Below are 24,112 nucleotides of genomic sequence, written 5' to 3' on the forward strand. Positions count from 1 at the left end.
TTTATCATACAAAAATACTGACATCGGAACCTATCTCCAGCTTCTCAGCTGGGGAAGAGAGAATGTTTGCGACCATCCGCATCTCATCGATAGGTTGTAGATAGGATCTTAACTGGCGACTATCCCTCTGGTCGGGCTGCAGCCACTTCTCCATCTGTTCCTCATCAAGAATAGCCGGCATGCTTGTGTGGTACGGCGAGACAACGGAATTGGATTCCGTCATAAGCATCATGCACGTGCGAAGTTCCTCTCCACCTGAAGGGGCTTGCCAAATGTCGTATAGCCCAGCAATGCCGAACGTGCCGCTCCGCATTTTGAAACGAATCCACTCCGTCTCCTTACCTTCGGTTCGCCCCACGTAGAAACTGCTGCAGGGGATGACACAACGTTGTTTTTTGACGATGCGCTCGAACACGATATTGGAGAAAATGGAATTGCGATCACCGCATACAGCATCCTTCGCCCAGAAAGGCATCAAACCCCAGCGGAATTCATCTAATATACGTTCTCCCTTGCGATTGATCATCACGGCAGATACAGATTCAGTTGGGCGCACCTCATACCGATTGGAACTGTAGGATAAGAGCCGATCGACGCGGAATTGCTTCATAACTTCGTGAACATCAGCCAGAACGGCTATAGAATGACACATGATTATCACCTCATTTGATTTTGGTTAGTGTTTTCCTAAAGCAACCAATTCATGTATGAGGCTTAACGCTTTTTTCCACGACAGCTCAAATGAAAAAACCAGCAGCACTTTGCTCCTGGTTGTAAAGGTTACTCGGCTATAGGTATTTGAATGTCCGCAGCATGTACATGTATGCGGTTCTTGCCGTTGCGTTTGGCTGTGTACAAGCATTCGTCGACAAGCTGGAACCAAGCCTTTTTCATCGTATTCCGATTATAGGTTGCAAGTCCAATGCTCATCGTCAGTTTCTGATCAGGCATTTCAGGGATGACCGTGTCGCGTATCGATTCCATAATTTTTTCGCAAATGGCTAGTACATCTTGATGCGATTTCCCAACGAACAATACGGCAAACTCCTCGCCGCCATATCGAAAGGACATATCATCTGGACCAAGCACTTCTTTAAGAATGGAGCCAATTGTTTTGAGAACAACATCGCCAACCCAATGTCCATAATTATCATTAATGAGTTTGAAATTATCGATGTCCATCAAGGCAAGTACTAAGGGTGTATCATGTGGCATATGTGAAATGAGGTGGTCCGTATGCTCTTGAAAAGAACGGTGATTAAACAACTCGGTAAGCGCATCAACCTTGGAAAGACGATCAATCATGACGTTACGAATCAGCAGATCTTGCTCGCGTATGACGGAGTGTTTAAGCTTGGCGAGCAGGTCGAGTCCACGGCTCATAACGGTAAAACAAAGAATAAAAGTTGACGTCAAGATGGTAAGCGAGGCGATAACTTCGTAAGGGTTCGTTGTTTGTTCTTGTAAGTTTTGAATAGATATTAGAATCAATAAACAAACAACACCGAGACTGTAGGCGAAAATAACATATTTTTTATGAAAATAAACCGAGGCTAATAAAATTGGCATGCAGAGCAGCTCAAAGCTGCGTGTCATTTCTGGAATGCAAAGGATGAATATACTAACCATGGTCATAGTCCATATGATCATGATAAACTCACTATAGTTCTTCAAATAGTGCATCGACAAATAGCCTACACCCATAAGAAGAAGCAGTAATATTGTAGGGAAAAGCTGAAAACGCACAAAGCTATTAAACCAATCCGACGGCTGCTCATTAATTTCAAAGCATAGAGCAATCGTAGCAGCTACTTCATAAATAATGAGGATCCACCATAACGTTAGAATGAGTTTTCGATTCCAAGTCGGATCATGTGTTGGAAATTGTTCCATCAGAAGGTGGCCACTTTCCTTTCAGGGCAGTAGATGTCGAAATGATTTGTGCCTTATCCTGATATTGTAAAGAATAACCCCCTCTTTACGCAAGCTATTAATGATGTTAAACGATTTGTTTTGAAAAAAAATATATAGTCATTGGAGAGGCCTATGACAGCTCTAGGGTATGTGCATGCGTGGGAACATTATAAGGACGAGCTTCAACTGCTAGATAAGAAGCTGGAGCTTCTCTATAAGCGACGTCAAAAGCTTACACCTGATCCGCAAACAGATTCATTCCGCGGGATGTTTGTATCGGAGGATGAATTTATTCGTCTCATTGGCGGCTTTGGCAGTGAAGAAGAGATAGATGAGGATGAACAAGACGTACTCAGTATGATAGAGCAGCTTGAGAGTGCCATTGTAAGTCGCCTTGCAGAAAGCCGCAAGGGGGGCACATTTCTGCCGTTGGCTTATTTATCGAGAGTCTTCGGCTTCTCATCTATAGAAGAACGCATCGTCATGCTGGGGCTTGCTGTGGAATTAGATCGGAAATATGAACGGATTTTTGGCTTTCTATTAGACGATCTAACTAGCAAAACGCCAAATATTAGCTTAGCGCTGCAAATTGCTTGTTCAAGTCCGGAGGACATGAGGGCTGCTCGTACGACTTTTATGGCACCTGACGGTAGATTGGCTCGCTATGTGCTGCACCCAGACACATTGGTCGCCAGTGGTCAGACGCTGTTATCTAGACCCTTACAGCTGGATAAACGGATTGTGACCTTCCTACTGGATTCAGGGGAGCTAGATCCAAAACTTAAGCCAGCTGTCGAGATGATCTACCCAGATGATGAGATCTCCCCATTGCTGGTGCAGGAGGATTTCCAGCAGCAATTACACGGATTCATTACTGACATGTATCAAGCGCCTGCAGCTGAACGCAAACGGCTTGCCTTCCATCTCTGGGGGAATGCTGGTTCTGGCAAAAAGCTGCACGTGAAGCATCTCAGCCGCTCCTTCCATAAGCCGCTGCTATTGGTAGATCTTGCTGATGTGCAGCTGCATGCTGCGAGCTTTGAAGATCAGGTTAGCGTTATTATCCGAGAAGCGATTCTTCATCAAGCCATCCTGTGCTTCACACGGCTGGAGGTGCTTTACCCTGCAGAGCCGGACTTGGCTGCACAGCAGCGGCTCGGGCGGTTCCATGAGCTGCTCGACGGCTATGGCGGCATGGTGTTTCTCTTAGCCGGGCGATTCAACCGGCTAAGCTGGAAGCCCAAGGAGCGGCTGCTCCTTGAGCATGAACTTACCGTGCCTGACGAAGGCGGGCGCGAGCGCCTTTGGCGGGCATTCGCGGAGGAGATCGGCGCCGGCGCGGATGTGGACTATCGGGTGATGAGCGGTAAATTCCGCTTCACCCCGGGGCAAATACGCCGCGCGCTCTCGCTGGCGCGCGGGTACTCGTCCTGGCAGGATGCAGCTGCCAGAGATGGTGGTTCAGGCGCGTTGCTGCGCAGCGACGCGCTGTATAAGGCGTGCTACCAGCAGGTGCAGCACAAGCTGGAGCGCAAAGCGACCCGCATTGAGCCTCGCTATGGGTTTGGGGATGTGATCCTCCCACCCGAGCAGAAGGATCAGCTCCGCAATGCGTGCAATCAAGTGAAGTATCGCGGCGTCGTGTACAACGATTGGGGTTTCGAGAAGAAGCTGGCCTACGGCAAAGGGCTCAGCATGCTCTTCGCCGGTCCGCCGGGCACCGGGAAGACGATGTCGGCACAAGTCGTAGCTGGTGACCTGCAGCTTGAGCTGTATAAGGTTGACCTCTCGCAGGTGATCAGCAAATACATCGGTGAAACCGAGAAGAACCTGCACGAAATATTCGAAGAAGCGCAGCTGAGCAACGCGGTGCTGTTCTTCGATGAGACGGATGCGCTTTTCGGGAAACGGTCCGAAGTGAAAGATTCACACGACAAGTATGCGAACATTGAAACGGCTTATTTGCTTCAAAAAATGGAGGAGTACCAAGGGATCACGGTGCTCGCTACCAATCTATTAAATAACATTGATGAGGCCTTTCTGAGGCGGATCAATTATGTCATTAAATTTCCATTTCCGGATAGTGAATATCGGGAGAAAATTTGGCAGTCGATGTTTCCGCCAGCTGCACCGCTTAGCCATGATGTGGATTTCAAATATCTCGCACAGCGATACGAGATTGCGGGAGGGAATATCAAGAATGTCGTTCTCTCTTCTGCATTTTTGGCAGCTGAAGCGGGTGAATCCATCCGAATGCAGCATATTATCAAATCAATTCGGCATGAGTTGCAGAAATCGGGTAAAATTCTCGCACGACAGGAGTGGGAGGATTACTAGAACAGGCAGATAAAGGGCAATTTTACAATTTTGTAAGATTGTCCTTTGTCGGTTGTATACACCGATTTTCAGCCAAAAATCGCCATTTTTCGGGACAAAAGCTTAAATAAATACTAGAATCCTATAGTCAACCTGACGGTTTAGATTTATAATAGAAAAAGATACACAAAGTGACAGATTAAGCATCTTTTTTACAAGATTTATAGGTATTTAGAGGCAGGAAGTGACACTCATAGGCAATTATTCTGTCATCGCTGATGTAAGTGCATCTTTAGTCAAGCTACTTAGAGAAAACATGACCCCAGATCCCATTCCGCAACCAGAAATGATTGGTCTCGCATCGCCTGTAGATAAAGGTGATTTCTATCTTTCACTCTATCTTTATAATGTTCGTGAGAGCGGCAATAATCGCCAAACCCATATGATTGCTAGAGGGACGAACGAAATACAGTTTCCTCCGATGGTTGTCGATTTAAGTTACATGGTTACGGTACAATCGCCGGCTGAGCTTTCTTCGCGAGCGTTGGATGAGCATCGCATTCTAGGCAGAGCGATGCAAGTATTCTACGATCATTCCATCCTTCGAGGTTCGATGACAGTGGGCACATTAGCTGAGCAAGATGAAGAAGTTCGTATAATCATGGATCCTTTTAAAGGCGAGAGCCTCATGAATATGTGGAATTTCTCAGACACCCCTTACAGACTCTCCGTTGCTTACACGGTGGGGCCTGTACATATTGATTCTACGCGCATCAAAACAACAAAAAGGGTTTCGGAAACCGATTTTCGTATTCAAGGTTAGGAGGATTCCACACGTGGATCAGATTCGAATTTCACAATTGAGATCCCGCGTTTCCCTGGTTGTGTGTGTGATTGACGCACTAACCTCTCAAGCTCCTCTTGGCAACACGACCACAGTTCACCTAGAAGGCACCCGTTCGAAAGCAATTCGTAAATCGAATGGTTCCTATATATTCAACGATTTATCCCCCGGCGAATACCGTTTATCGGTACATAGCGAGTATTATTTTCAAGAACAAACCAACATCACAGTTAACGCACACAATTTTATCGAAGTTGTTCAAATGAAACCGTTACCTTCGTACCCTTTTTCTCAAGGGGCAGGACTGATTCGCTTCATGCTTCAGAACGCAGCTGGCTCTCCAATTCGCAATGCTCACTTACAGTCAACCGTGCTGACGGAGGACTGTGCACGCGCGCGCGTTATGGTGGATCAAGCCGACAAAGGTGCTAATGAAATGGCATTAGGTTCATTTACAGGAGGCATTGTAGTTGGTGATGTGTACCTGCTGCGAGGGAGAGGTTCCCAACCGGCGGAAGAAGTCATCCGCATTTCCGAAGTGCTGGAGCACCAGAAACGGTTTCGACTTGCGAATCCATTGACGAAATCGTATTCTCGTGGCGCGATGCTGCTTCCCATTCAAGAAACCCGTAGTACGGAACGTGGAGAGGTTGTGATTGCTTTTCGAGGTAATCGGATCCCGACGTTTCATACCGAGTTGGTTATCACGTATGGGATGGATAGCGAGCATAAGATCAAGGATCTCGCAGTAGTAGAAGGCACAACAACTAACCTTGGCACGATACATCTCGCGTAACCCTAATTAGTAGAATGGACACGTCCATCTTCTATACAAAATGACAAGCAGAAAGGAGAGAACTGGTTTCATGTCTTTGGCCATATTTAATAAGTAAGCAGTGCCATCTGACTGAACTGGGGAACAATGGCTGACTATTTATCACCTGGAGTCTATGTGGAAGAGTTTGACAGCGGAGCACAACCGCTTGAGGGTGCAAGCACAAGTACGGCCGGGTTTATAGGGCTTGCGCAAAGAGGTGAAATTGAAGGTGTCCCTCAACTGGTTACGAGCGTAGCTGATTTCCACCGTTTATTCGGGAGCTACTTGTCCGAGAATGAATTCGGCGAATATCGTTTCCTTTCTTATGCAGTAGAGCATTTCTACTTAAACGGAGGTAATCGCTGTTTCGTAATGCGTGTAGCGCCAACTGACGCGAAAGTAGCAACGAACAAAGCGGCTTCGAATAAAGAATCAGCAATTATTGAGATTGCTTCCAAGAACCCTGGAACATGGGGGAATCAAGTTCGTATCGTGGTTGTGCCAGCTAGCAAAGCCAAGACGCAAATCTATGAAGTGCTAGGTGAAACACAATATCGCGTGAAAAACAACGCTGGCTTTAACGTTGGCGACGTTGTTGCTTTTGAAGCAGCAGGCGTGAAACAATACAGCAAAGTTGTCGCTTCCCAAGATAACATTATCTCTCTGTCTGAGGCTCTTGATGGCGATGTAGTTGATAGCGGACTACTTCCATCTAAAGTATTAACGACAAGTGAATTCACGCTTCACGTATTCTATGGTGACGAAGCTGAGACGTATGAGAAGGTATCCCTGAACATTACGGCAGCGAATCACATTGAGAAAATCGTTTCCCGTTCCAACATTATTACGGTGAAGGACTTGACAGAAGGTCAAGATCTTGGCGCAATCGCTCCTTTCGAGGTGCTTTCCGGCGAGAACGAAACAGCTGGCAAATTCCAAATCGCTTTGTCTGGCGGCAGCAACGGTTCCATCGCGAATGTAACGCCTGATATTTACATGGGTGTTGACCGTGGTCCTGGTAAACGTACAGGGATTCAGTCTTTCATCGATAACGATGTCGTGTCCATCATTGCGATTCCAGGTGTAACTGAGCCGACGGTTCAATTATCCCTTGTAGCGCACTGTGAAAACTTGGGCAGCCGCTTTGCGGTTCTCGATATTCCACGCGAGAAAACCAAGGTAGCGGATGTTATGACACACCGCAACATCTTTGACAGCTCTTATGCAGCGATGTACAACCCGTGGTTGCAAGTTTTCGATCCATTAGATAAACGCAATATTTACATACCGCCATCTGGTTCCGTCATCGGTATCTACTCCCGTTCCGACCAATCCCGTGGTGTTCAAAAAGCGCCAGCGAATGAAGTTGTTCGCGGAGCAGTTGGCCTAGATTGCCAATATAACAAAGGCGAGCAAGATATTCTAAACCCACAAGGCGTTAACTTGATCCGTCATTTTGCTGGACAAGGTATTCGTGTATGGGGTGCTCGTACAACATCGTCGAACGGTTTATGGAAATATGTGAACGTAAGACGTTTGTTCATCTTTATCGAAGAGTCCATCAAGAACGGCACGAACTGGGTTGTCTTCGAACCGAATGACGAACAGCTTTGGGCACGTGTACAGCGGACGATTGATGCGTTCTTGACGCGGGTGTGGAGAGATGGTGCTTTGATGGGCGGAAGTCCTTCTGAAGCGTTCTACATTAATATTGGCCGCAGCACAATGACACAGGATGACATCGATAATGGTCGACTGATCTGCGTAATCGGGGTTGCTCCGGTGAAACCTGCCGAGTTCGTGATCTTCCGTATTACTCAGAAAACAAGAGAAGAATAGTCTAACGTTAGATATTACGCATATTAGGAAAGGGGTATATTATGGCTGGCGAACGTAGGGATCCATACCGCAATTTTAGATTTAGAATTGAAGTAGAAGGTATTCAACAAGCTGGATTCAGCGAAATTTCTGGATTTGATGCTTCCTTATCGGTAATTGAATACAGAGAAGGAAACGAAACCATCACGCCTCGGAAACTTCCGGGTCTTGCTAAATACGGTAACATCTCATTGAAATGGGGAGTTACAGACTCCATGGATATGTACAACTGGATGTCAGAGTCCATTCAAGGTAAAATCTCCCGCAAAACGGTTACGATTATCGCGATCAACGAAGAGGGCGGAGATGTAGCTACTTGGCAGGTTATCGAAGCATGGCCATCCAAGTACTCAGCACCAAGCTTCAAAGGGACTGGGAACGAAGTTGCCATCGAGAGCTTAGAACTTGCACATGAAGGTATGACACGTACGAAGTAAACGAGGATAAACGAAACCGTCGTCCATTAGGGACGAAAGCGTTTGTCAAGGTTGATACGAAGTGAAAAGTATATAGATTATACTTTTGCTATCTACGATAGTTAGAGTAGGTGCCGGAGCGAATACCTCCGGTTCCTGACTCTTCTTTTTGTTAAAATAGAAGAATTTATTGTTTGTAACCACGAAGGAGGTAAAGACATCATGGCTTTCAAAACAGAATATGAATTTGAACTTCCTAGAGGGTATGTAGATGACAATGGTACGCTTCACAAAAAAGGTGTTATGCGCTTAGCGACAGCGGCGGATGAAATTTTACCGATGCGTGACCAGCGTGTTCAGCAAAATCCAGGCTATTTAACGATCATTTTGCTTACACGTGTCATTACAAATTTAGGGGACTTGCGTGCGATTGATACTCGAGTCGTTGAGAAGTTCTTCACAGCAGATTTAGCATTCTTGCAAAACTTCTATCGTCAAATTAACGAAATGGACGCACCAAGGGTTCATACTAGCTGCCCAAAATGTGAGCATGAGTTCGATGTGGACGTGTCTTTTTTGGACGAGATGGCGTAACGGGCTACCCCATTGACAAAATATATGAAGAAGTAGGCTTCATTGCTTATTATTTTCATTGGTCACATGATGAAATTATGTCCATGGAACACCGTGAACGCCGTACGTGGTGCGAGGAAATTTCCCGCATCAACCGTAATTTGAACGAAGAAGATAAAAAACAGCCAGACAATCCGTTTGATGTGTTTCGGTAAGAGGTGAGTAACAAACAATGGCAAAGAGTTCATCCAAATTGCATAATGTAGGCGGCAACTTTCGTTTTCTCGTTGAGCTCGATGGATTGATCGTCGGAGGTTTCTCCGAGGTGACGGGCATGAAATCAGAGATCGAAGTAAAACCGTATTGGGAAGGTGGCTTGAACACCCATCCACACTACATGGTTCAACATACGAAGTACCCGAACATTGTGCTCAAGAGAGGTATCAGCAACGCCAGCGAATTGTGGGATTGGTACAACAATGCTGCACAAGGCAAAATTAGTCGCAAGAATGGCTCTATTCTTTTGTACAACGTCGAGGGCAAAGAGATGTGCCGTTGGGAATTCACAAGCGCATTTCCTGTGAAATGGAACGGACCAGACCTCAATGCAGGCAGTGCCAATGTGGCGATCGAGTCGATCGAATTGGTGCATGCAGGGTTGAAGACGATTTTTAAGAAGTAAGATGATGCCATAACGTTATTCGGTTCACTAGTACATTTTCAAGTAAAATAGAATGATGGTATAACGCTATTTCTACTTTTTAAGTTGATAATGAGCCTGTAGAAGAGCAATAGCACCTTACCATAACGTTATTTGGATAGATTCCGTATTTTTCCGTGAAATAAGATGATCGCAGAACGTTATTGCTACAGTAAAACTTAAGATTATGCTTACGAAGTCAGTTTTCTGACGAAAACTTTTAGGGGGATTGTTCATGAACTCTCGACAATCGCATAAACCCCGTGGGAACAAGAAGAAGGGTTCGTTACGCTTTGCTGAAGGTAAACGCACGAATACTGTCGGCCAGACTTCTCGTCAAGCGAAGCAATTTGCCTCTGGCATTATGGGGAAGTATGGATTCGATCGGAATAATTATTTAGGTATGTTTGCTCTTATTTTTAAGGGCAAGGGATTACTGACAGACAAAGAAATAGCATCTATCAAGGACCCGAATGATCGGGCATGGATTCTGCAATTACAGCTACAACTGCAAAGCTTGAAACATCCAGAATCAGCACCTCTAATAACAAAGCAGCAAACGATTCAGCAAATTCAGAAATTAGTACAACAAAGTGGATATCGGTTACCAAAGCAAGTCCTTATAGATGAAAGTCTTCAGGATGATAAAAGAGTGTCCTCTGAACATATGTCTGCAGCCGTTGATGCGCCTGTCAAGAAGAAGAGGGGACGTAAGAGCAAGAAGGAGAAGGAATTAGCAGCCCAAATCCTAGCGGAACAAGAAATGATTCATGCTGCTAAACGTAATCTTGCACAGTCTAACCAAGAAACAATTAACGTCGTTAATAAACGAAACTCACCGATTATGCAGCGTTCGATGAGGCAGCTCGTTGCTTCGATAGGTATGTTAGCTCATTCTACAAGCAGCAAGATGAATCAACCGAGCCCTATGGTGAATGGCGTTCAACATACAGGTCACAGAACAAATAGTAGCCAGAAAACAGTGAATTTATTATATAAACAAACTTTGCGTGACAACAAGGATAATGGTCTAGTCCGTTTAAGTGAGCAGGATGGTCATCCAACAGCTAGGGCGAATCATTCTAACGTTGCTCAGCATGTGGAAGCCATTCGGAGTACTTCCGTTTGGCTTGAACAGTTCCAATCTGGGAAGTTGAGTTTGGGACGAAATGACGATGAGGCTGGTGCCCGTTTATCTAGGCAGAGCATGCTGCAGTCGAATCCTTCTTTTCTCAATGTGGCTAAACTGATTTTGCAAGAGGTAACGCAGACGCCAATGAGTCACCGCGGGTTGACACAGCAAGGTTCGCACAAGATGAGTGATTCTGAGATGCCAAGATCTAGCTCTACAGATTCTCAAACCATTGGAATTAGAAGATCGTTAAAGCTGGGAGAAGGTCCTTTTTCGGAAGAGTCATCACCAGGTACAGTTCGCTTTATTCGTAGTTTGCTGAGCAAACATGCTGAAGGGCAGGATGCTCAAGTCAGCAAACGACAGCCCGCTGAGCAAGATCAGGTGGAAGGCTCTATACGCACAAGAAGAAGTGAATCTTCCATTGCGAAGGGTTTTCTTTCTTCCAGCCTACAACCAATGGCGATAAATGCTGCAAGCTTAACATCAAAGTTACCTAGATCTATGCATGCTTCTGCAAGCCCATCTACTCCTAGTCGTTCTAGAAATAGGGGAGTTGATACGAGCACGAAGATTTGGCGTACGACAGGTGATCAACAGGAAGACGCTAAACCACAGCCGTCTTCACACGTGTTGCAAGAGCAAGGCACATTAACGGAAGTCGTCCAGAGATTACAACAAGAACGTAATGAAATACGGCTACAAGAAGCGGCATTAAGTCAGTCGCCAGTGATCGAACAACTGCGTATTCAGCAAGAGCAGCAGGAAGTGCAACAGCGGGTACAACGGGAAGAATTGCAAGGGCAACAAGAAGTGTTGCAACGAATACAAAGAGTAGAACCACGAGAGCAGCAGGAAGCTCATGAACAGTTTACGCAAGCTCAGTCACAAATTTCACAAGAGAATGAGCAGACTACTAATCTAGTGCGTGAGCGGGAACGACAAGATTTTCAGCAGCGACAAGTTAGAGAGAATCATCAGGAATTGCCGGAACTACATGCAACGCAAAACAACCAAGTAGTTGGCTTACAACGTGAGCCTCAGGTAAGTCTAGGGGCGCAGGTAAACCTTGAAGAACCAGTGCAACAAGCTAAGCTAGAGCAACAAAAGCAGGGTGTGGATATTGCAGAGTCCGTGATTTTGCAACCGCTTGAGCAACCTGTTAAGCGAAAAAGAGGACGACCACGCAAAAATAGCAGCGTCCAACAGACAAATACAGAAACAACGAAAGAAACAATCGTTGGATCCTCAGAGATCGCGCCTACTCCTATGGATGAGCAATCCTTAGAGAAGACGACATCCGATTCTGAGACTGTGGGATTGCCAGAGCAGGAAAGAGTAGCATCCGAACCTGTTCAGGTTGTGACAGCATACCCAAGTCAGGTGTACAGAAAACCTGCACTTATGGAAAATCGTCCAAAAGCTCAGAAAATTCAAAGCAACGAGAACTGGTTGCAGCAGCTCGTTACTATACAAAGACAACCCTCTTCTAATAACGATTTTTCCATTAGGAGTACAAATAGTGTTAACAAAGATGGCTTGCAAGTCGTAACGAATAAGGCTTCAGCCCAATTATCAGTAAACGTAGTTAAGCCTGATATAGGTTCAGATGTGTTGGCTAGATCTACAAGTAAGCTTAGAGATCAGCGCATAGGAGAATCCGCCATAGTTCCTAGGAATACTAGTCGAACATCGATTGGAAAGGAACAGCGAGGAAGTAATCGGCTGCACCGTCAGCAGGGAAATCGAAGCGTAGATAGTCAAAGCTTACCTATCCAACGAGAGCAGGATGTATCAGAAAGTAAACCGCAAAGAGCAATTCCTGTAGAGACCAGATTGAGGGATGAATTCCTTCCTTCTGCTGCTACACAAGGGTTACAAGAAGACAAAACTAGACAACATCCGATTAAACAAGAAGACCAGATTCAAAGCAATAGGCTAGTGGTGAGTGACAAGCAACCCACTGAGAAGTTAACCTCTGAGATTTCAGCTAAAATGGCAGAAGCGAGCGTTCGATCCATAGGAACGTTGCTTTCAACACCCATACAACAGAGAAGCACAGAAAATAGAGAAGTTGTTCGTTTATTACGCACTACTTTACGCCAATCCGGAATAAGCAACAACAGGATGGCAGATCCACAACAGTCTGGTTTACGAGAGGACCATGCAGGTTCGGGTCCACAAGGGATGACAATCCGCCAAACCTTAGCTGCAGAAATCGCAGCAAAGGTAGCACAAAGCAGCTTGACCTTCGTGAATTCAAGCAAAGCGGCCATGAATGGCCCTCAGTTGCTTCAACGCAGATTACGCCAACCAGTTAGTTTGGTGCAAGAGGGTGGCAGTCTGATTTCAACAGAAGCGTCGAGGGAGAATAGGCTTCACAGTGCTGTGGGAGCAAGTGAAATACAACCAAGTGTCAGTGAACAGGCTACTGACAAACCAACGAATGAAACAGCGGTTGTTGGGATCGTTCAGCCAGCTAGTTATATTCCTCTTGATATAGTTAGGAGAGCAGGAAGCCCATCTCGAGTTAATCAGGTGAAGGAGCAGCAAGCTAGTATACAGCGAAAAATCGACTTAGGACAGTTTATAGCTCGAAAACCAAACCTTAGCTCTCGCAACCAATCATCTTCAACAAGCAGCGAGGGTGATTCTACGATTGCGCGCACAACTGGTGCATGGATGAGAAGTCAGCTTACGCTACGGGCCGGGCGAATCGAGAATGGTACGGTAACAAGACGAGCTAGTGAATCACATGATACGCAGTCATTGGAAATGACTAGTGGTGCACAGCAAAGAAACGTGCAGCAGTTAGCTGATGCKGATCTGAAGGACGAGAGACAGTCGAATAGCGTTGAAGGCGTTGAACGAACAAGAGAAGCTGTGACAGGGGAAGTAGGAGCACGCGCTTTTTCGGTCAGTGAGAATCCAATTTCAACTAGCAGAATGACTGATGCACATATTGAACCACAAAATTCCGATGCTGCTACACAGATCCAATTGAGCCGAATAGATGGCGAGGTCGACACACAATTTAACCAGCCGGCAAGAGAGGTTGTGCGAGGGCAGCTTGTACAACAACCGACTTTTGTTGAAAATAGCAGACAATCGAATCCGAACAACAAATTTGAACACCTCCTGCAAGCCAGAAGTATAAGCAACTCAGTATTAGGAAAGCTCGTTCAGCGTTCACTAGGGAGTACGAACGGCCTTCAGGTAAGAAGAGCTAATCAAGCAGCAGACAACGTTCAATCACCTAGAGTAATAGGTGAAAGTGAATTCGCACGTAGAAATCTCGTGCAAAGATCATCTGAGAACGAAATTAGGCGGAATGCAGGACAAGTTGCTATACGTGGGACTGAAGGACGGATGGACAGAACGGTTGATTCAGCGCCGATTCGTTCCGTGCAACGCGCTTCTGGTAGATCAACAGGTTCATCTCCGATTAATCGATCTGTTGATCTTACAAACCATCAGACGCTTAGTCAGAATATGTTGGGAAGTTCGAACCGGATATCAGGTACAGCAGGTATTGGTACTGGCAATCTAATTCAACGGGCGAGTGAGAGTAGAATTAGGCAATTAATCAATAAAGCATCTGCCCAGGATATCAGGCAAGGAGTTTTGCAGGGGGCTGATGGTGAAGTATCACCAAGTCGTAGAGCAATGAACTGGACCCGGGCGCAAGCCGAACATCTTCAGCGACGCATAGTCGTCGATGGCAGTGAGCGAGCGCCTATGCGGGAAGCACATGGTTCGGAGCATCGCTTGGAAGCGGAACGCTTGCAAGTGGATTCGGCGGAGCAAACCATCAGGGCAATGGTGAGCGCGCAGGTAGAAGAGCGCGCACAAGGGTTAGAGCCTGCGGCCGCTTCGCGGGCCGCAGAGACGGTCTCGGTCGCGCGCGCCGCACGCGTGCCGAGGGCTCGCCAGAGCACGAGCATGACACCGCGTGTCATGCCGCTGCTGGCGAGCAGCGCAGGAGCGCTTCGCGCTGCTCCTGCGGGGATGGCTGCGGCTTCGCCTGCCGCAGCGGAACACCGACTGCCCGCCCGCGGGACGGGCAGTCTTATACAGGCGGCTTCCTCTGGCGGAGCCGCCGCAGCAACAGCTGGCGCGCTGAGCGGCGCCAGCATCACGAACAGCAGCAGCCAAGGCTGGGCTGCTGCTGCATTAACCAAGCCGCTGCCCACGCAGGTGCAGCGGCTTGCCAGAACCGTCGGCGGCATGCAGGGCAGCGCCGACCTGCACCAAGGCACGCCAGTGATGAGCGTGCCGATGCAGTCCCGCACGCAGCAGCCGTCCATTGGCGCAAGCCACCAAGGCACAGCAATGATAAGCGTGCCGATGCAATCAGCAAGTCAAGAGCATCTCGCTTCACCACTCAGCATGCTGGAGCATAAACAAGCACCAACGAGTCAGCTTGCGAACGCGCCGCTCGACATGGACTGGCTGCGCACCAAAACGAGCGCAGACTCAGAACCAACACCAACAGTGCCAGTCGATCAGACGCCGCCGGAGCTAAGTGAAGAACAGCTGAAAGAGCTGATTAAACAGCTTCCACAGCTAGATATCTCCAAAATCGCGGACAAAGTGTACCGCGAAATCGAGAAAAAAATGAAATTCGAACGGCAACGCCGAGGTATATAAGTTTCACATAGTAAGTCGGCTATATAGCTCTATATGAAGTGGAGTTAGTCGATAAAACCGACTAACACCATCACAATGTACTCGCACCAAGAAAACGGTGTAGCCAGTTATTTTATATCAATATGACAGAAAGGACAGATTCCTATGGCACTCAAGAAAGCAATGATTATCGTTCACAAAGGCAGTAAAACCGAAAATGTACAGGTCATGTTCAATCCGGGCGAGTATACAATCGACACTGGTAATGAGTATTCTTGGAAAACAGTGCCGGGTCTGTCCATGCCAATCGCTCAATTCGTGAGCGGGGGGACGTCGTCACTCACCATGGATTTTTTCTTTGACACCTATGAAAAAGGGACAGACGTCCGTCAGTTGACGACGAAAATTTCAGGACTACTTGATGTTGAGAAGGAGATCCATGCACCGCCACTTTGCCGGTTTGTATGGGGCTCCTTGGATTTCAAGGGAGTCGTTGTGAATGTGAATCAGCATTTTACCATGTTCTTGGATACAGGCATTCCAGTTCGCGCTAAGCTGAAGGTGACGTTTAAATCTACCCTAAGCAAGAAAGATCAACTGAAGCAAATTCCGCGTCATTCGGCAGATCGAACGAAGTTGAAGATGCTTAACCAAGGCGATCAACTGTGGACGATAGCTGCTAATGAGTACGAGGATCCAACGATGTGGCGAGAAATTGCCAAGGCGAATGGGATCGATAATCCAATGAAAGTAGCCACGGGACGCCGCATTTCAGTTCCGCGGTTGGATTAAGCCGATGGCCTTAGATCTGGATACGAGTTCTTTTACCTTTGACGACCTGGCCAAAAAATATGGTGATTTTTACGCCCCTTATTACGATATTAAAGTGGATGGCACGAAATTGTCGGATGATATCGCACTAGATAATCTACGTGTGGAGACAACGATTGATGGTACGGCAGACTCTTTTTCTTTTCGAGTAGCTAACGCATACGATATTACAAAGAATGATTTCCAATGGCTATCTACCTTCACATTAGGTAAAGCCATTGATATTGGCTTAGGTTATGTAGATAAATTCACACCTGTTTTTACGGGACAAATTACTTCCGTCGTTGTAGATTTTCCAGAAGACGGCGCCCCTGGTCTCGTTGTGCGTGGGATGGATATTTCTTATCTCATGATGAAAGGGACGAAGTCTCGCTCTTGGAATAAGAAGAAATACAGTGACGTCGTTGAAGAGATTGCCAAAACATATGGGTTCAAAACAAACGTGGATGCCACAACAACGGAATTTCCGGCACTTTCACAGAGTCAGATCAATGACTATCACTTCATTCAAAATTTAGCGAATTTAGTTAACTATGATTTCTTCGTTGTGGGGAAAAATTTGTATTTCCGTAAGCCATTAACGGCCATGACTGCCGTGATGACGCTGGAAATGGGGAAGACACTCCGCAGTTTAATGATAGATCACAATTTAGCCGAGCAAATTACGGGTGTAACCGTGCGAGCTTGGGATAATAAAGAATTAAAAGTCATCGAAGGCAAGTCTGCCAGCGTGACGAAGCTCGGAAGCAACAGCAAAACAGGCAAGGATATTTTAGGCTCAAAAGGTGAATTCATCGAGCATATGTATACGAATGTAACTTCTGTGGAGGAAGCGAAAAGCTACGCAGATGCGATATTAAATCGCCGAGCTATGAAGCTGGTTAGCGGCAGCGGGGAATGCATTGGGATTCCAGAGATTCGCGCCGGACGCTATATCAAGCTCAGTGGTGTTGGCAAGACGTTTGACCAATCGTATTATATTACGGGAGCGACCCACATTTTCGATGATGAAGGTTATACAACTCGTTTTCAACTGGGAGGGAATGCGGTCTAATGTTCAAAACTCCCGATATAACAATTGGTGGTATATCCGACTTTGCCAGCCAGAAGATTGGCGGCGTCATGGTGGCTGTGGTTACGAATAACACCGATCCTGATAAAATGGGGCGTGTGAAGCTTAAGCTGCCGATGCAAGAAACCGAAACGGAGACAGACTGGGTCCGTATCGCGACGTTAATGGGCGGTAAAAACATGGGCAGTCTTTTTATTCCTGAGGTGGGAGATGAGGTGTTGGTTGCCTTTCATATGGGTGAACTTCGAATGCCTTTCGTTATCGGAATGCTGTGGAATCCTAAAAATATGCCTCCTCCTCCAGCAGATAAAAATGATCTGCGCATGATCAAGACACGTTCCGGTCATGAGCTTTCCTTCAATGATAAAAGCGGTGATGAGAGTATCACGCTAAAGACGAAAAAAGGTCAAATCATTGAACTAAAGGACAAAGATGACAGTATTTCGATTGCTGACTCCAGCGGGAACAATAAGATTCTGATTAAAGGCGGATCGGCGAATGAAATTTCGGTCGTCAGCCAAACTTCGAAGATCACTTTGAACGCCAAGGGCGAGGTCGGCATTGAAAGTACGAAAGAAATCAAAATTAAATCTACACAAATTAACATAGAAGCATCCGCTACCATGGCGCTGAAGGCAGGGGCAACACTGGACCTGAAGTCAGATGGGATCATTAACATCAAAGGTAGTATGGTGAAAATTAACTAGTGTCAAAATCAATTAGCGAGAGGGCGTGGCGAGATGTCGGAAGCATTTTTGGGACGAGGATGGAAATTTCCGATTCAGGTTGATCCTGCAACAGGAAGAATCCGAATGTCCGAGTATGAGGAAGACATCGCTGAAGCGATTCGCGTCATTTTGGGCACCACACAAGGTGAACGCGTCATGCGCCCTGCTTTTGGGTGCGGCGTTCAGGAATTTATTTTCGGTTTAACCGATGATACGACGCTTCATTTGCTGCAAACGAATATTGAAGAAGCCATTCGCAACTGGGAGCCGAGGGTTCACGAGGTTGAAGTGAAAGCCATTCCAGAAGCGGATGACCCCGCTAAAGTCATGATTCATATTGCTTATCAAGTACGTACAACGAACAACTTGTTTAACCAAGTTTATCCGTTTTATTTATTTGAAGGTTCCAAATAGAAAGAGGATGCGGAAGCGATGACGATACGTGCAGAGAGGAGGTGGAGCTGTGCAACCTCCCAAAATTGATCCCAGAGACATACCTGATCTGATCGCCCAAATGAAGGAAATGGCGCCGTATTATACGCCGGAGTGGCGATTTACACCTGAGAATCCAGATCCGGGTTCAGCCTTATTCCTGATGTTTGCGGATATGTTTCACGACAATATTAAACGATTGAATCGAGTACCGACGAAGAACCTGATCTCTTTTCTAAACATGTTCGATGTCACGCTGCTTCCAGCAAGACCGGCTAGCAGTTACCTGACATTTGCATTAAATGAAGGAACGAAAGAATCTGTGTTTATTTCGGCGGGKACACAAATTGCCGCTTCAATAGAGGCCGATACGATTCTATATGAAACGGCACGCAGCGCCTTGCTGACGCCGGCCGTTCTCTCGAGTATGTATGTGACGAGTCGTAAACAGGATATCATTGTCCGGATCACGGATGACTTCTTACTTGCTAGTCGTCAAGGTTACGCGATGCCGAAGAAGCTATTCCGGTTGCAGGATGGAGACAATTTACAGGCGCATGCCTTGTATTTGGAGCACAGTTCCCTTTTCACGGTAACCAACCCGGCACAGATTGAGATCGAATTCCGTAATTCGACGAAACGGTTTGAGGAGTTCGGGATGGTGAGTCAACTCGCAGATCCCGAGCTTACGGAATGGCTGTATGCAACAGCCCATGGTTGGAAAGCATTTGATGCCGTCAAGGCGCAGGGCAATCGGGTTATTTTGCTCAAAAGTGTCCGTGAAGAGCTTGCGCTCAAAGAAGTGAATGGCCAAAGCGGTCGCTGGATTCAATGCCGATTAAAGCCACTCCAATCTGGTGGTACGACGCTTGCGGACAGCAGGCTTTCTATGGATCATATCTCTTTCAAAACAGACTATGTAGATACACTCGAAACGGGCGGTATTCAGCCTGATCAAATGTTTTACAATGATATTGATGCGGATCCTTCGGGGTTCTATCCATTTGGTGATCAATTCGCTCTATATGGCTCCTTTTATATTGGCAGTCAGGAAGTGTTTACGAAAACCAATGGTGACATTAAGTTGAGCTTCGGGCTGCAGGCGATTGAGAATCGTTTTGGGGCGGAAAACGCAGATCAAGTTGACTGGAAAATGGTCATGAAGAAGAACAAGTTCGATAAAGCACCTGTTGTGCATGTGACAGTTCTTCAAGTGGCTTGGGAATATTGGAACGGAACAACGTGGGTGCGGCTTGATGTGGGCAAGGATGCGGAGAAGCTCTTCTACTACCCCGTGCAGCAAAAGGTTCGCAAGGAGGTTGAGTTCCGCTGTCCGCCTGATCTTCAGGCTACCTATGTGAACGGGAATGAGAATCGCTGGATCCGAGCACGGATCTTACATATCGAAAATGCGTATATCGCGCAGGCTTTATATTTATCACCTTGGATTGACGACGTAGCTCTGACGTACGAATATGAGGATCGTCTGTATCAAGCAGATCGTTGTTTGTCCTTCAATAACACAGTTTTCGAGGAACGGACCAAACATAGCCGTCAATTGGCAGGCGGATTTGAACCTTTCCAGCCTTTGGAAGGCAACCATCCAGCGTTATGTTTCTCTTTTGATACACCGCCTGTGAAAGGTCCTATTTCGATATTCGTCTCGATCAAACAACAACGATTCTCGGAGCATGACGTCCCTATGTTAGAGTGGGAGTATTTGCGAGCAGGTTTGCTCCCAGGTACGCCACCGGAGTGGGTGGCACTCAAGGTTATCGATGAAACGAATGGTTTGACGCAAAGCGGCACAGTGCAGTTCGTGGGTCCATCTGATTATGCAGGCGCTTCACTATTCGGTCAAGAGGGCTACTGGATTCGGGCTACGAATCGGGATGATATCTATGATGATGTGACGGGGCGTGTACAGATTCCGACGATTCAAGGCGTATATATAAATACGGTTCATGTCCTCCAGCAGGAGACGATTACAGGTGAAGTTCCTGAGGTCAAAGGACTGGAAGAAACGGAATATCAGCTCAGCAGACAAGGAATCGTATCTGAGGAAATATGGGTGGATGAGACGGAGTTCATTACAGAAGAGGATATCTCCGAGTACGAGTTATCTGGAACGCCACTCATGGACATTCGCCGGGATTCAGAGGGCAATATTCTGCAGGTATGGGTTCGTTGGACCTCTGTTCGTGATTTGACGTTATCGAGCAACCGAGATCGGCATTATGTGATTGATCATACCTTTGGACGCATACGTGTAGGGGATGGTGTTCACGGGATGCACCCGCCGAAGGGCGGACTCGAGCAAATGAAAGTTACCTACCAAGTTACAATGGGCCAAATCGGCAATGTCGCTGCTCGTCAGATCAATCAGATGCAGGATTCGATTGCTTTCGTGGGTGAGGTGTATAACCCTGAGCCCGCGTCGGGTGGCTGTCAGGCCGAGAAACTGGAGTCTGCGCTAGTCCGAGGGCCAGAGATGTTGAAGCATCGTAACCGAGCTGTTTCGTCCAAAGATTACGAGTGGCTGGCTAGAGAAGCCTATCCGAACATTGCGAAGGTGACGTGTATTCCGAATCGGAATGCGTATATGCAGAAAGAAATCGGAGCGATGACGCTTGTTATTTTGCCAAAAGAAGGCCAACAGGGCAGTTCAACGTTTCCTGAGCTGAAAAAACAAGTAGAACGATTCATTCTGGGGCGTGCCTCAAGCCTGGTTGCTTTCCCGGAACGCTTGCAGGTTATTGAGCCGGTGTATATGGAAATATCGGTTTCAGCTATTGTCGCTGTTGAGGGAATGGACACGGTCGTTCTCACGGAAATTCAGGCGATTGAGAAATTAAATCGATTCCTTGACCCGTTAACGGGCAATTTTGACAATAAAGGTTGGGCCATCGGTGCGCAGATTCACCCTTCCGTCTTTTACGCGTTGTTGAAATCGATTCGGGCAATTAGCCATGTCGAAAAGCTGTATATGACCGTATTCAAAATTGAAGACGGCGAGCGCGTGGAGCTGGATGTTAATCGTCTGCCTTCGCTGCCACATAGCATTATTGTGAGCGGAAAGCACAAGGTGGTTGTGAACGTACTTTAGGAAATAGATGATATTACGATGCTAGTTTTCAAACGAAAACTTTTAGGAGGTGAGCACAAGTGCTGCCAATTCCCAATTTAGATGACCGGATGTTTGAACAAATGGTAATGGAGGCTCGGAAGTCGATTCCGAAGCTATTCCCAGAATGGACAGATGAGAATGAGCATGATCCTGGGATTACGCTGTTGGAGCTGATGTCATGGATGACGGAGATGCAACAGTATTACTTAAATCGGGTGACGGAGCGCAGTGAACGCAAGTTTCTGAAGCTGCTGGGAATTCGTCCACGCGATGCGGTGTCTGCAGTATGTGATGTGACGTTTACTGGCGCTACGCATCAACTTGTGCTCCCTAAAGGGACGCCGTTGTCCGCGATGGATCTGCGTTTTGAGACGATGGGAACGGTACAGTTAGTTCCAGCTGCATTGGAGAAGGTGCTCGTACGTACGGAAACGGCGGCTGCCGATTATACATCGAACAATCAGGCCAAAATTGCTTACTATGCTTTTGGTGCTGATGCCCGCAAGGGAGCTCATCTGTATCTCGGTTTTGATCAGGCATTGCCAATGGACACCGAGGTTTCGATCTATTTTAATCTGTTTGACCGCTATCCCGTGACTGTAAGTCATCATGCAGAGAAGATGGCGCCAATGATTTCATCAGCCAAAGTTGCTTGGTCATTCGCAGGTGCAGGTGGAGATGGGCAGTCGGAGAGCTGGCTGCCGATTGAGGCAAAGAGCGATACCACAGTTCACCTATCGCAAAGCGGAGAATTTAAGTTTTACATCACATCGGAGATGAAGCCGATGTCCTTGTATCCGGCTGATGACCGTGGCCGCTATTGGATCTGCTGTACACTGGAGGAGGACGGCTATGAGCTGGCTCCCAAAATTGAGAAGATCACGCTCAATGCCGTTAAGGCAGTGGAGCAGGAAACCTTTAGCGAGGTGACGGCTTTCAGCAGCTCGGGCGAGCCAAGGCAAAGCTTCGAGTTGAGCACGTATCTTGCTTATAACGGCCTGCACACTGTACAGGTGCTGGATGAGCAGGGCCGTTGGCGCGACTGGCACACGGTCGCTGACTTAAGTGCCTGCGGGCCAACAGATCTCTGCTGCGAGCTGCAGCAGGATTCGGCCCGTAGGACGACCCGTCTTCGCTTCGGCGACGGGGTGCACGGCAGTATCCCGCCGCAGGGTGCGCAGCGGGTGCGGCTTGTTGCTTATACGGCTGAGTTTGACTACAGCCGGTATGTGGGAGGCAGCAAAGGTCTGCCTGGGCAGACCTTTGAGATCAGCCGCGGGCGATTGTACAAGCCTAGCAGCATGCTGCTGCAGGTTGGCTCCCGCCCGCGGGGCGAGGATGTCTTCGTCTGGGACGACTGGACGGCCGTGGATGACTTCGATAACTCGAAGGGGGCGGACCGCCACTACGTCTACGACGCCGCCGCAGGCACGATCCGATTCGGGAATAACGAAGCGGGGTTAGTGCCGCGCAAGTCCGGGGAACCGAACATTCGGTTCCTGGCCTTGCAGGCAGGCGGGGGCGTGCGAGGCAACGTGAAGGACGGCCTCGTGACGGGGTTCACGGCTTCGCCAGGCGTGAGCGTGACGAATCCGTTCCCGGCGCGTGGCGGCCTGGAAGCGGAGACGCTCGCGCAAGCGAAGCTGCGCGTGCAGCGCGAGCTGGCTGCGCCAACGCGCGCGGTGACCGCCGAGGACTACGAGGCGCTCGCGAAGGCGGCGCCGGGTCTCCGCGTCGCGCGGGTGAAGGCAATCCCGCTGTATAAGCCGGGAATGCGGGATTTCCCGCGGGTATCGGCGCCGGCGCAGATGACCGTGGTGGTTGTACCTTACAGCGAGAGCGACAAGCCGAAGGCTGGCAAAGGCTTCTTGCAGACGATCAAGCTGCATCTGGATCGGCATCGGCTTCTGACAACGGAGCTGCATGTCATTCCAGCGGAGTATATTAAGATCACCGTCCACGCCGTTGTGGTGATGGAACCGAAGTATAAGAACGAGCAACGGCGCATCGCGCTCGAGCTCAAAAATCTGCTTCAACCTATGGATCATGGGCAGGGTGCGGAGGGCTGGCGCTTTGGGCGAACCGTGTATAAGGGAGATATTTACGGCGTCATTTCCCGCATCAAAGGTGTCGTCTATGTGCAGGATATTTGGCTCGATGCCGAAGGCACGGGCTTCCACAAGGACAGCGCAGGGGATATTCATATCCCGCCTTATGCGTTAGTCTACTCTGGCAATCATGAGATCGAGACGATCAGTCAGACAGATTTGTAGGTGCCTAGCTGGAAAATGAATGATTAGCGCTCAGTTGAGTAGCTAGCTTTCAAATAGATGTGAAATATACAGCTAATTTTGCCGTATTTCCTGGGACTTAGCGATTAGATGAAAAAAGTACAGCTAATATGAGCAAGATTGGCGGTTTGATGGATTTTGGCGGAAATTAACTGTAGGAAATCCATCTAATGCTCCTAAGTGGGGAGAATCAGCAAAATTAGCTACATAAAATCCATTTAATTTGTTTGGGGCGACGGGGAACAGGTTAGGCGGTAGCGGTAGAGTTAGAGGTAGTTGTAGTTGTAGAGGTAGTTGTAGAGGTAGTTGTAGAAGTAGAAGTAGAAGTAGAAGTAGAAGTAGAAGTAGAAGTAGAAGTAGAAGTAGAAGTAGAAGTAGTGTGGATAGTTAAGTAGCTAAAGAAGTAGGTAGC

At 47.5% G+C, this 24,112-nt stretch carries 17 protein-coding genes; 15 read left to right on the plus strand and 2 right to left on the minus strand.

Features of this window, described 5'->3' with window-relative positions:
- Positions 1-4 precede the first annotated feature (4 nt).
- On the minus strand, positions 5-652 hold the full coding sequence (locus tag AB4114_RS16450) for an SOS response-associated peptidase (RefSeq protein WP_441989417.1): 648 nt from the start codon (positions 650-652) through the stop codon (positions 5-7).
- A 128-nt stretch (positions 653-780) separates the two neighbouring features.
- The gene (locus AB4114_RS16455; protein WP_441989418.1) at positions 781-1,893 is read right to left on the minus strand and encodes a GGDEF domain-containing protein; all 1,113 of its coding nucleotides are present in this window, start codon (positions 1,891-1,893) and stop codon (positions 781-783) included.
- A 153-nt stretch (positions 1,894-2,046) separates the two neighbouring features.
- Between AB4114_RS16455 and AB4114_RS16460 the strand changes: the two genes are divergently transcribed.
- The 15 genes from AB4114_RS16460 to AB4114_RS16530 all read left to right on the plus strand — a co-directional run bounded on the left by AB4114_RS16460 (position 2,047) and on the right by AB4114_RS16530 (position 23,682).
- The gene (locus AB4114_RS16460; RefSeq protein ID WP_441989419.1) at positions 2,047-4,251 is read left to right on the plus strand and encodes an ATP-binding protein; all 2,205 of its coding nucleotides are present in this window, start codon (positions 2,047-2,049) and stop codon (positions 4,249-4,251) included.
- Between the two features lie 223 nt (positions 4,252-4,474).
- Positions 4,475-5,053, plus strand: a complete 579-nt coding sequence (locus AB4114_RS16465; RefSeq protein ID WP_441989420.1) for a DUF4255 domain-containing protein — start codon at positions 4,475-4,477, stop codon at positions 5,051-5,053.
- Positions 5,054-5,066: 13 nt separating this feature from the next.
- Positions 5,067-5,870, plus strand: a complete 804-nt coding sequence (locus AB4114_RS16470) for a carboxypeptidase-like regulatory domain-containing protein (protein ID WP_441989421.1) — start codon at positions 5,067-5,069, stop codon at positions 5,868-5,870.
- A gap of 126 nt (positions 5,871-5,996) precedes the next feature.
- Entirely contained in the window at positions 5,997-7,730 is a 1,734-nt protein-coding gene (locus AB4114_RS16475; protein ID WP_441989422.1) for a phage tail sheath family protein, read from the plus strand.
- Between the two features lie 41 nt (positions 7,731-7,771).
- Positions 7,772-8,206 (plus strand): phage tail protein, encoded by a 435-nt coding sequence (locus tag AB4114_RS16480; protein WP_056612231.1) that lies wholly within the window; start codon positions 7,772-7,774, stop codon positions 8,204-8,206.
- Between the two features lie 201 nt (positions 8,207-8,407).
- Positions 8,408-8,779: a hypothetical protein gene (locus tag AB4114_RS16485; protein WP_068664310.1), complete on the plus strand. Its 372-nt coding sequence runs from the start codon at positions 8,408-8,410 to the stop codon at positions 8,777-8,779.
- Between the two features lie 20 nt (positions 8,780-8,799).
- Entirely contained in the window at positions 8,800-8,973 is a 174-nt protein-coding gene (locus AB4114_RS16490; protein ID WP_441989480.1) for a DUF6760 family protein, read from the plus strand.
- Between the two features lie 17 nt (positions 8,974-8,990).
- The gene (locus AB4114_RS16495) at positions 8,991-9,440 is read left to right on the plus strand and encodes a phage tail protein (RefSeq protein ID WP_441989423.1); all 450 of its coding nucleotides are present in this window, start codon (positions 8,991-8,993) and stop codon (positions 9,438-9,440) included.
- A gap of 253 nt (positions 9,441-9,693) precedes the next feature.
- Positions 9,694-15,240 (plus strand): hypothetical protein, encoded by a 5,547-nt coding sequence (locus AB4114_RS16500; protein WP_441989424.1) that lies wholly within the window; start codon positions 9,694-9,696, stop codon positions 15,238-15,240.
- 144 nt (positions 15,241-15,384) lie between these two features.
- A complete protein-coding gene (locus AB4114_RS16505) occupies positions 15,385-16,011 on the plus strand; it encodes a CIS tube protein (RefSeq protein ID WP_441989425.1) in 627 nt (208 codons plus the stop codon).
- A 4-nt stretch (positions 16,012-16,015) separates the two neighbouring features.
- The gene (locus AB4114_RS16510) at positions 16,016-17,104 is read left to right on the plus strand and encodes a phage late control D family protein (protein WP_441989426.1); all 1,089 of its coding nucleotides are present in this window, start codon (positions 16,016-16,018) and stop codon (positions 17,102-17,104) included.
- On the plus strand, positions 17,104-17,829 hold the full coding sequence (locus tag AB4114_RS16515) for a phage baseplate assembly protein V (RefSeq protein WP_441989427.1): 726 nt from the start codon (positions 17,104-17,106) through the stop codon (positions 17,827-17,829). The genes AB4114_RS16510 and AB4114_RS16515 overlap by 1 nt, the downstream gene beginning before the upstream one ends.
- 33 nt (positions 17,830-17,862) lie before the next feature.
- Entirely contained in the window at positions 17,863-18,264 is a 402-nt protein-coding gene (locus AB4114_RS16520; protein WP_441989428.1) for a GPW/gp25 family protein, read from the plus strand.
- A gap of 49 nt (positions 18,265-18,313) precedes the next feature.
- The gene (locus AB4114_RS16525) at positions 18,314-21,388 is read left to right on the plus strand and encodes a baseplate J/gp47 family protein (protein WP_441989429.1); all 3,075 of its coding nucleotides are present in this window, start codon (positions 18,314-18,316) and stop codon (positions 21,386-21,388) included.
- A gap of 59 nt (positions 21,389-21,447) precedes the next feature.
- Complete coding sequence (locus AB4114_RS16530; RefSeq protein ID WP_441989430.1) at positions 21,448-23,682, plus strand: putative baseplate assembly protein; 2,235 nt, start codon at positions 21,448-21,450, stop codon at positions 23,680-23,682.
- Positions 23,683-24,112 lie beyond the last annotated feature (430 nt).

It is taken from the genome of Paenibacillus sp. 2RAB27 (genome assembly GCF_052115445.1).
Lineage (GTDB): Bacteria > Bacillota > Bacilli > Paenibacillales > NBRC-103111 > Paenibacillus_E.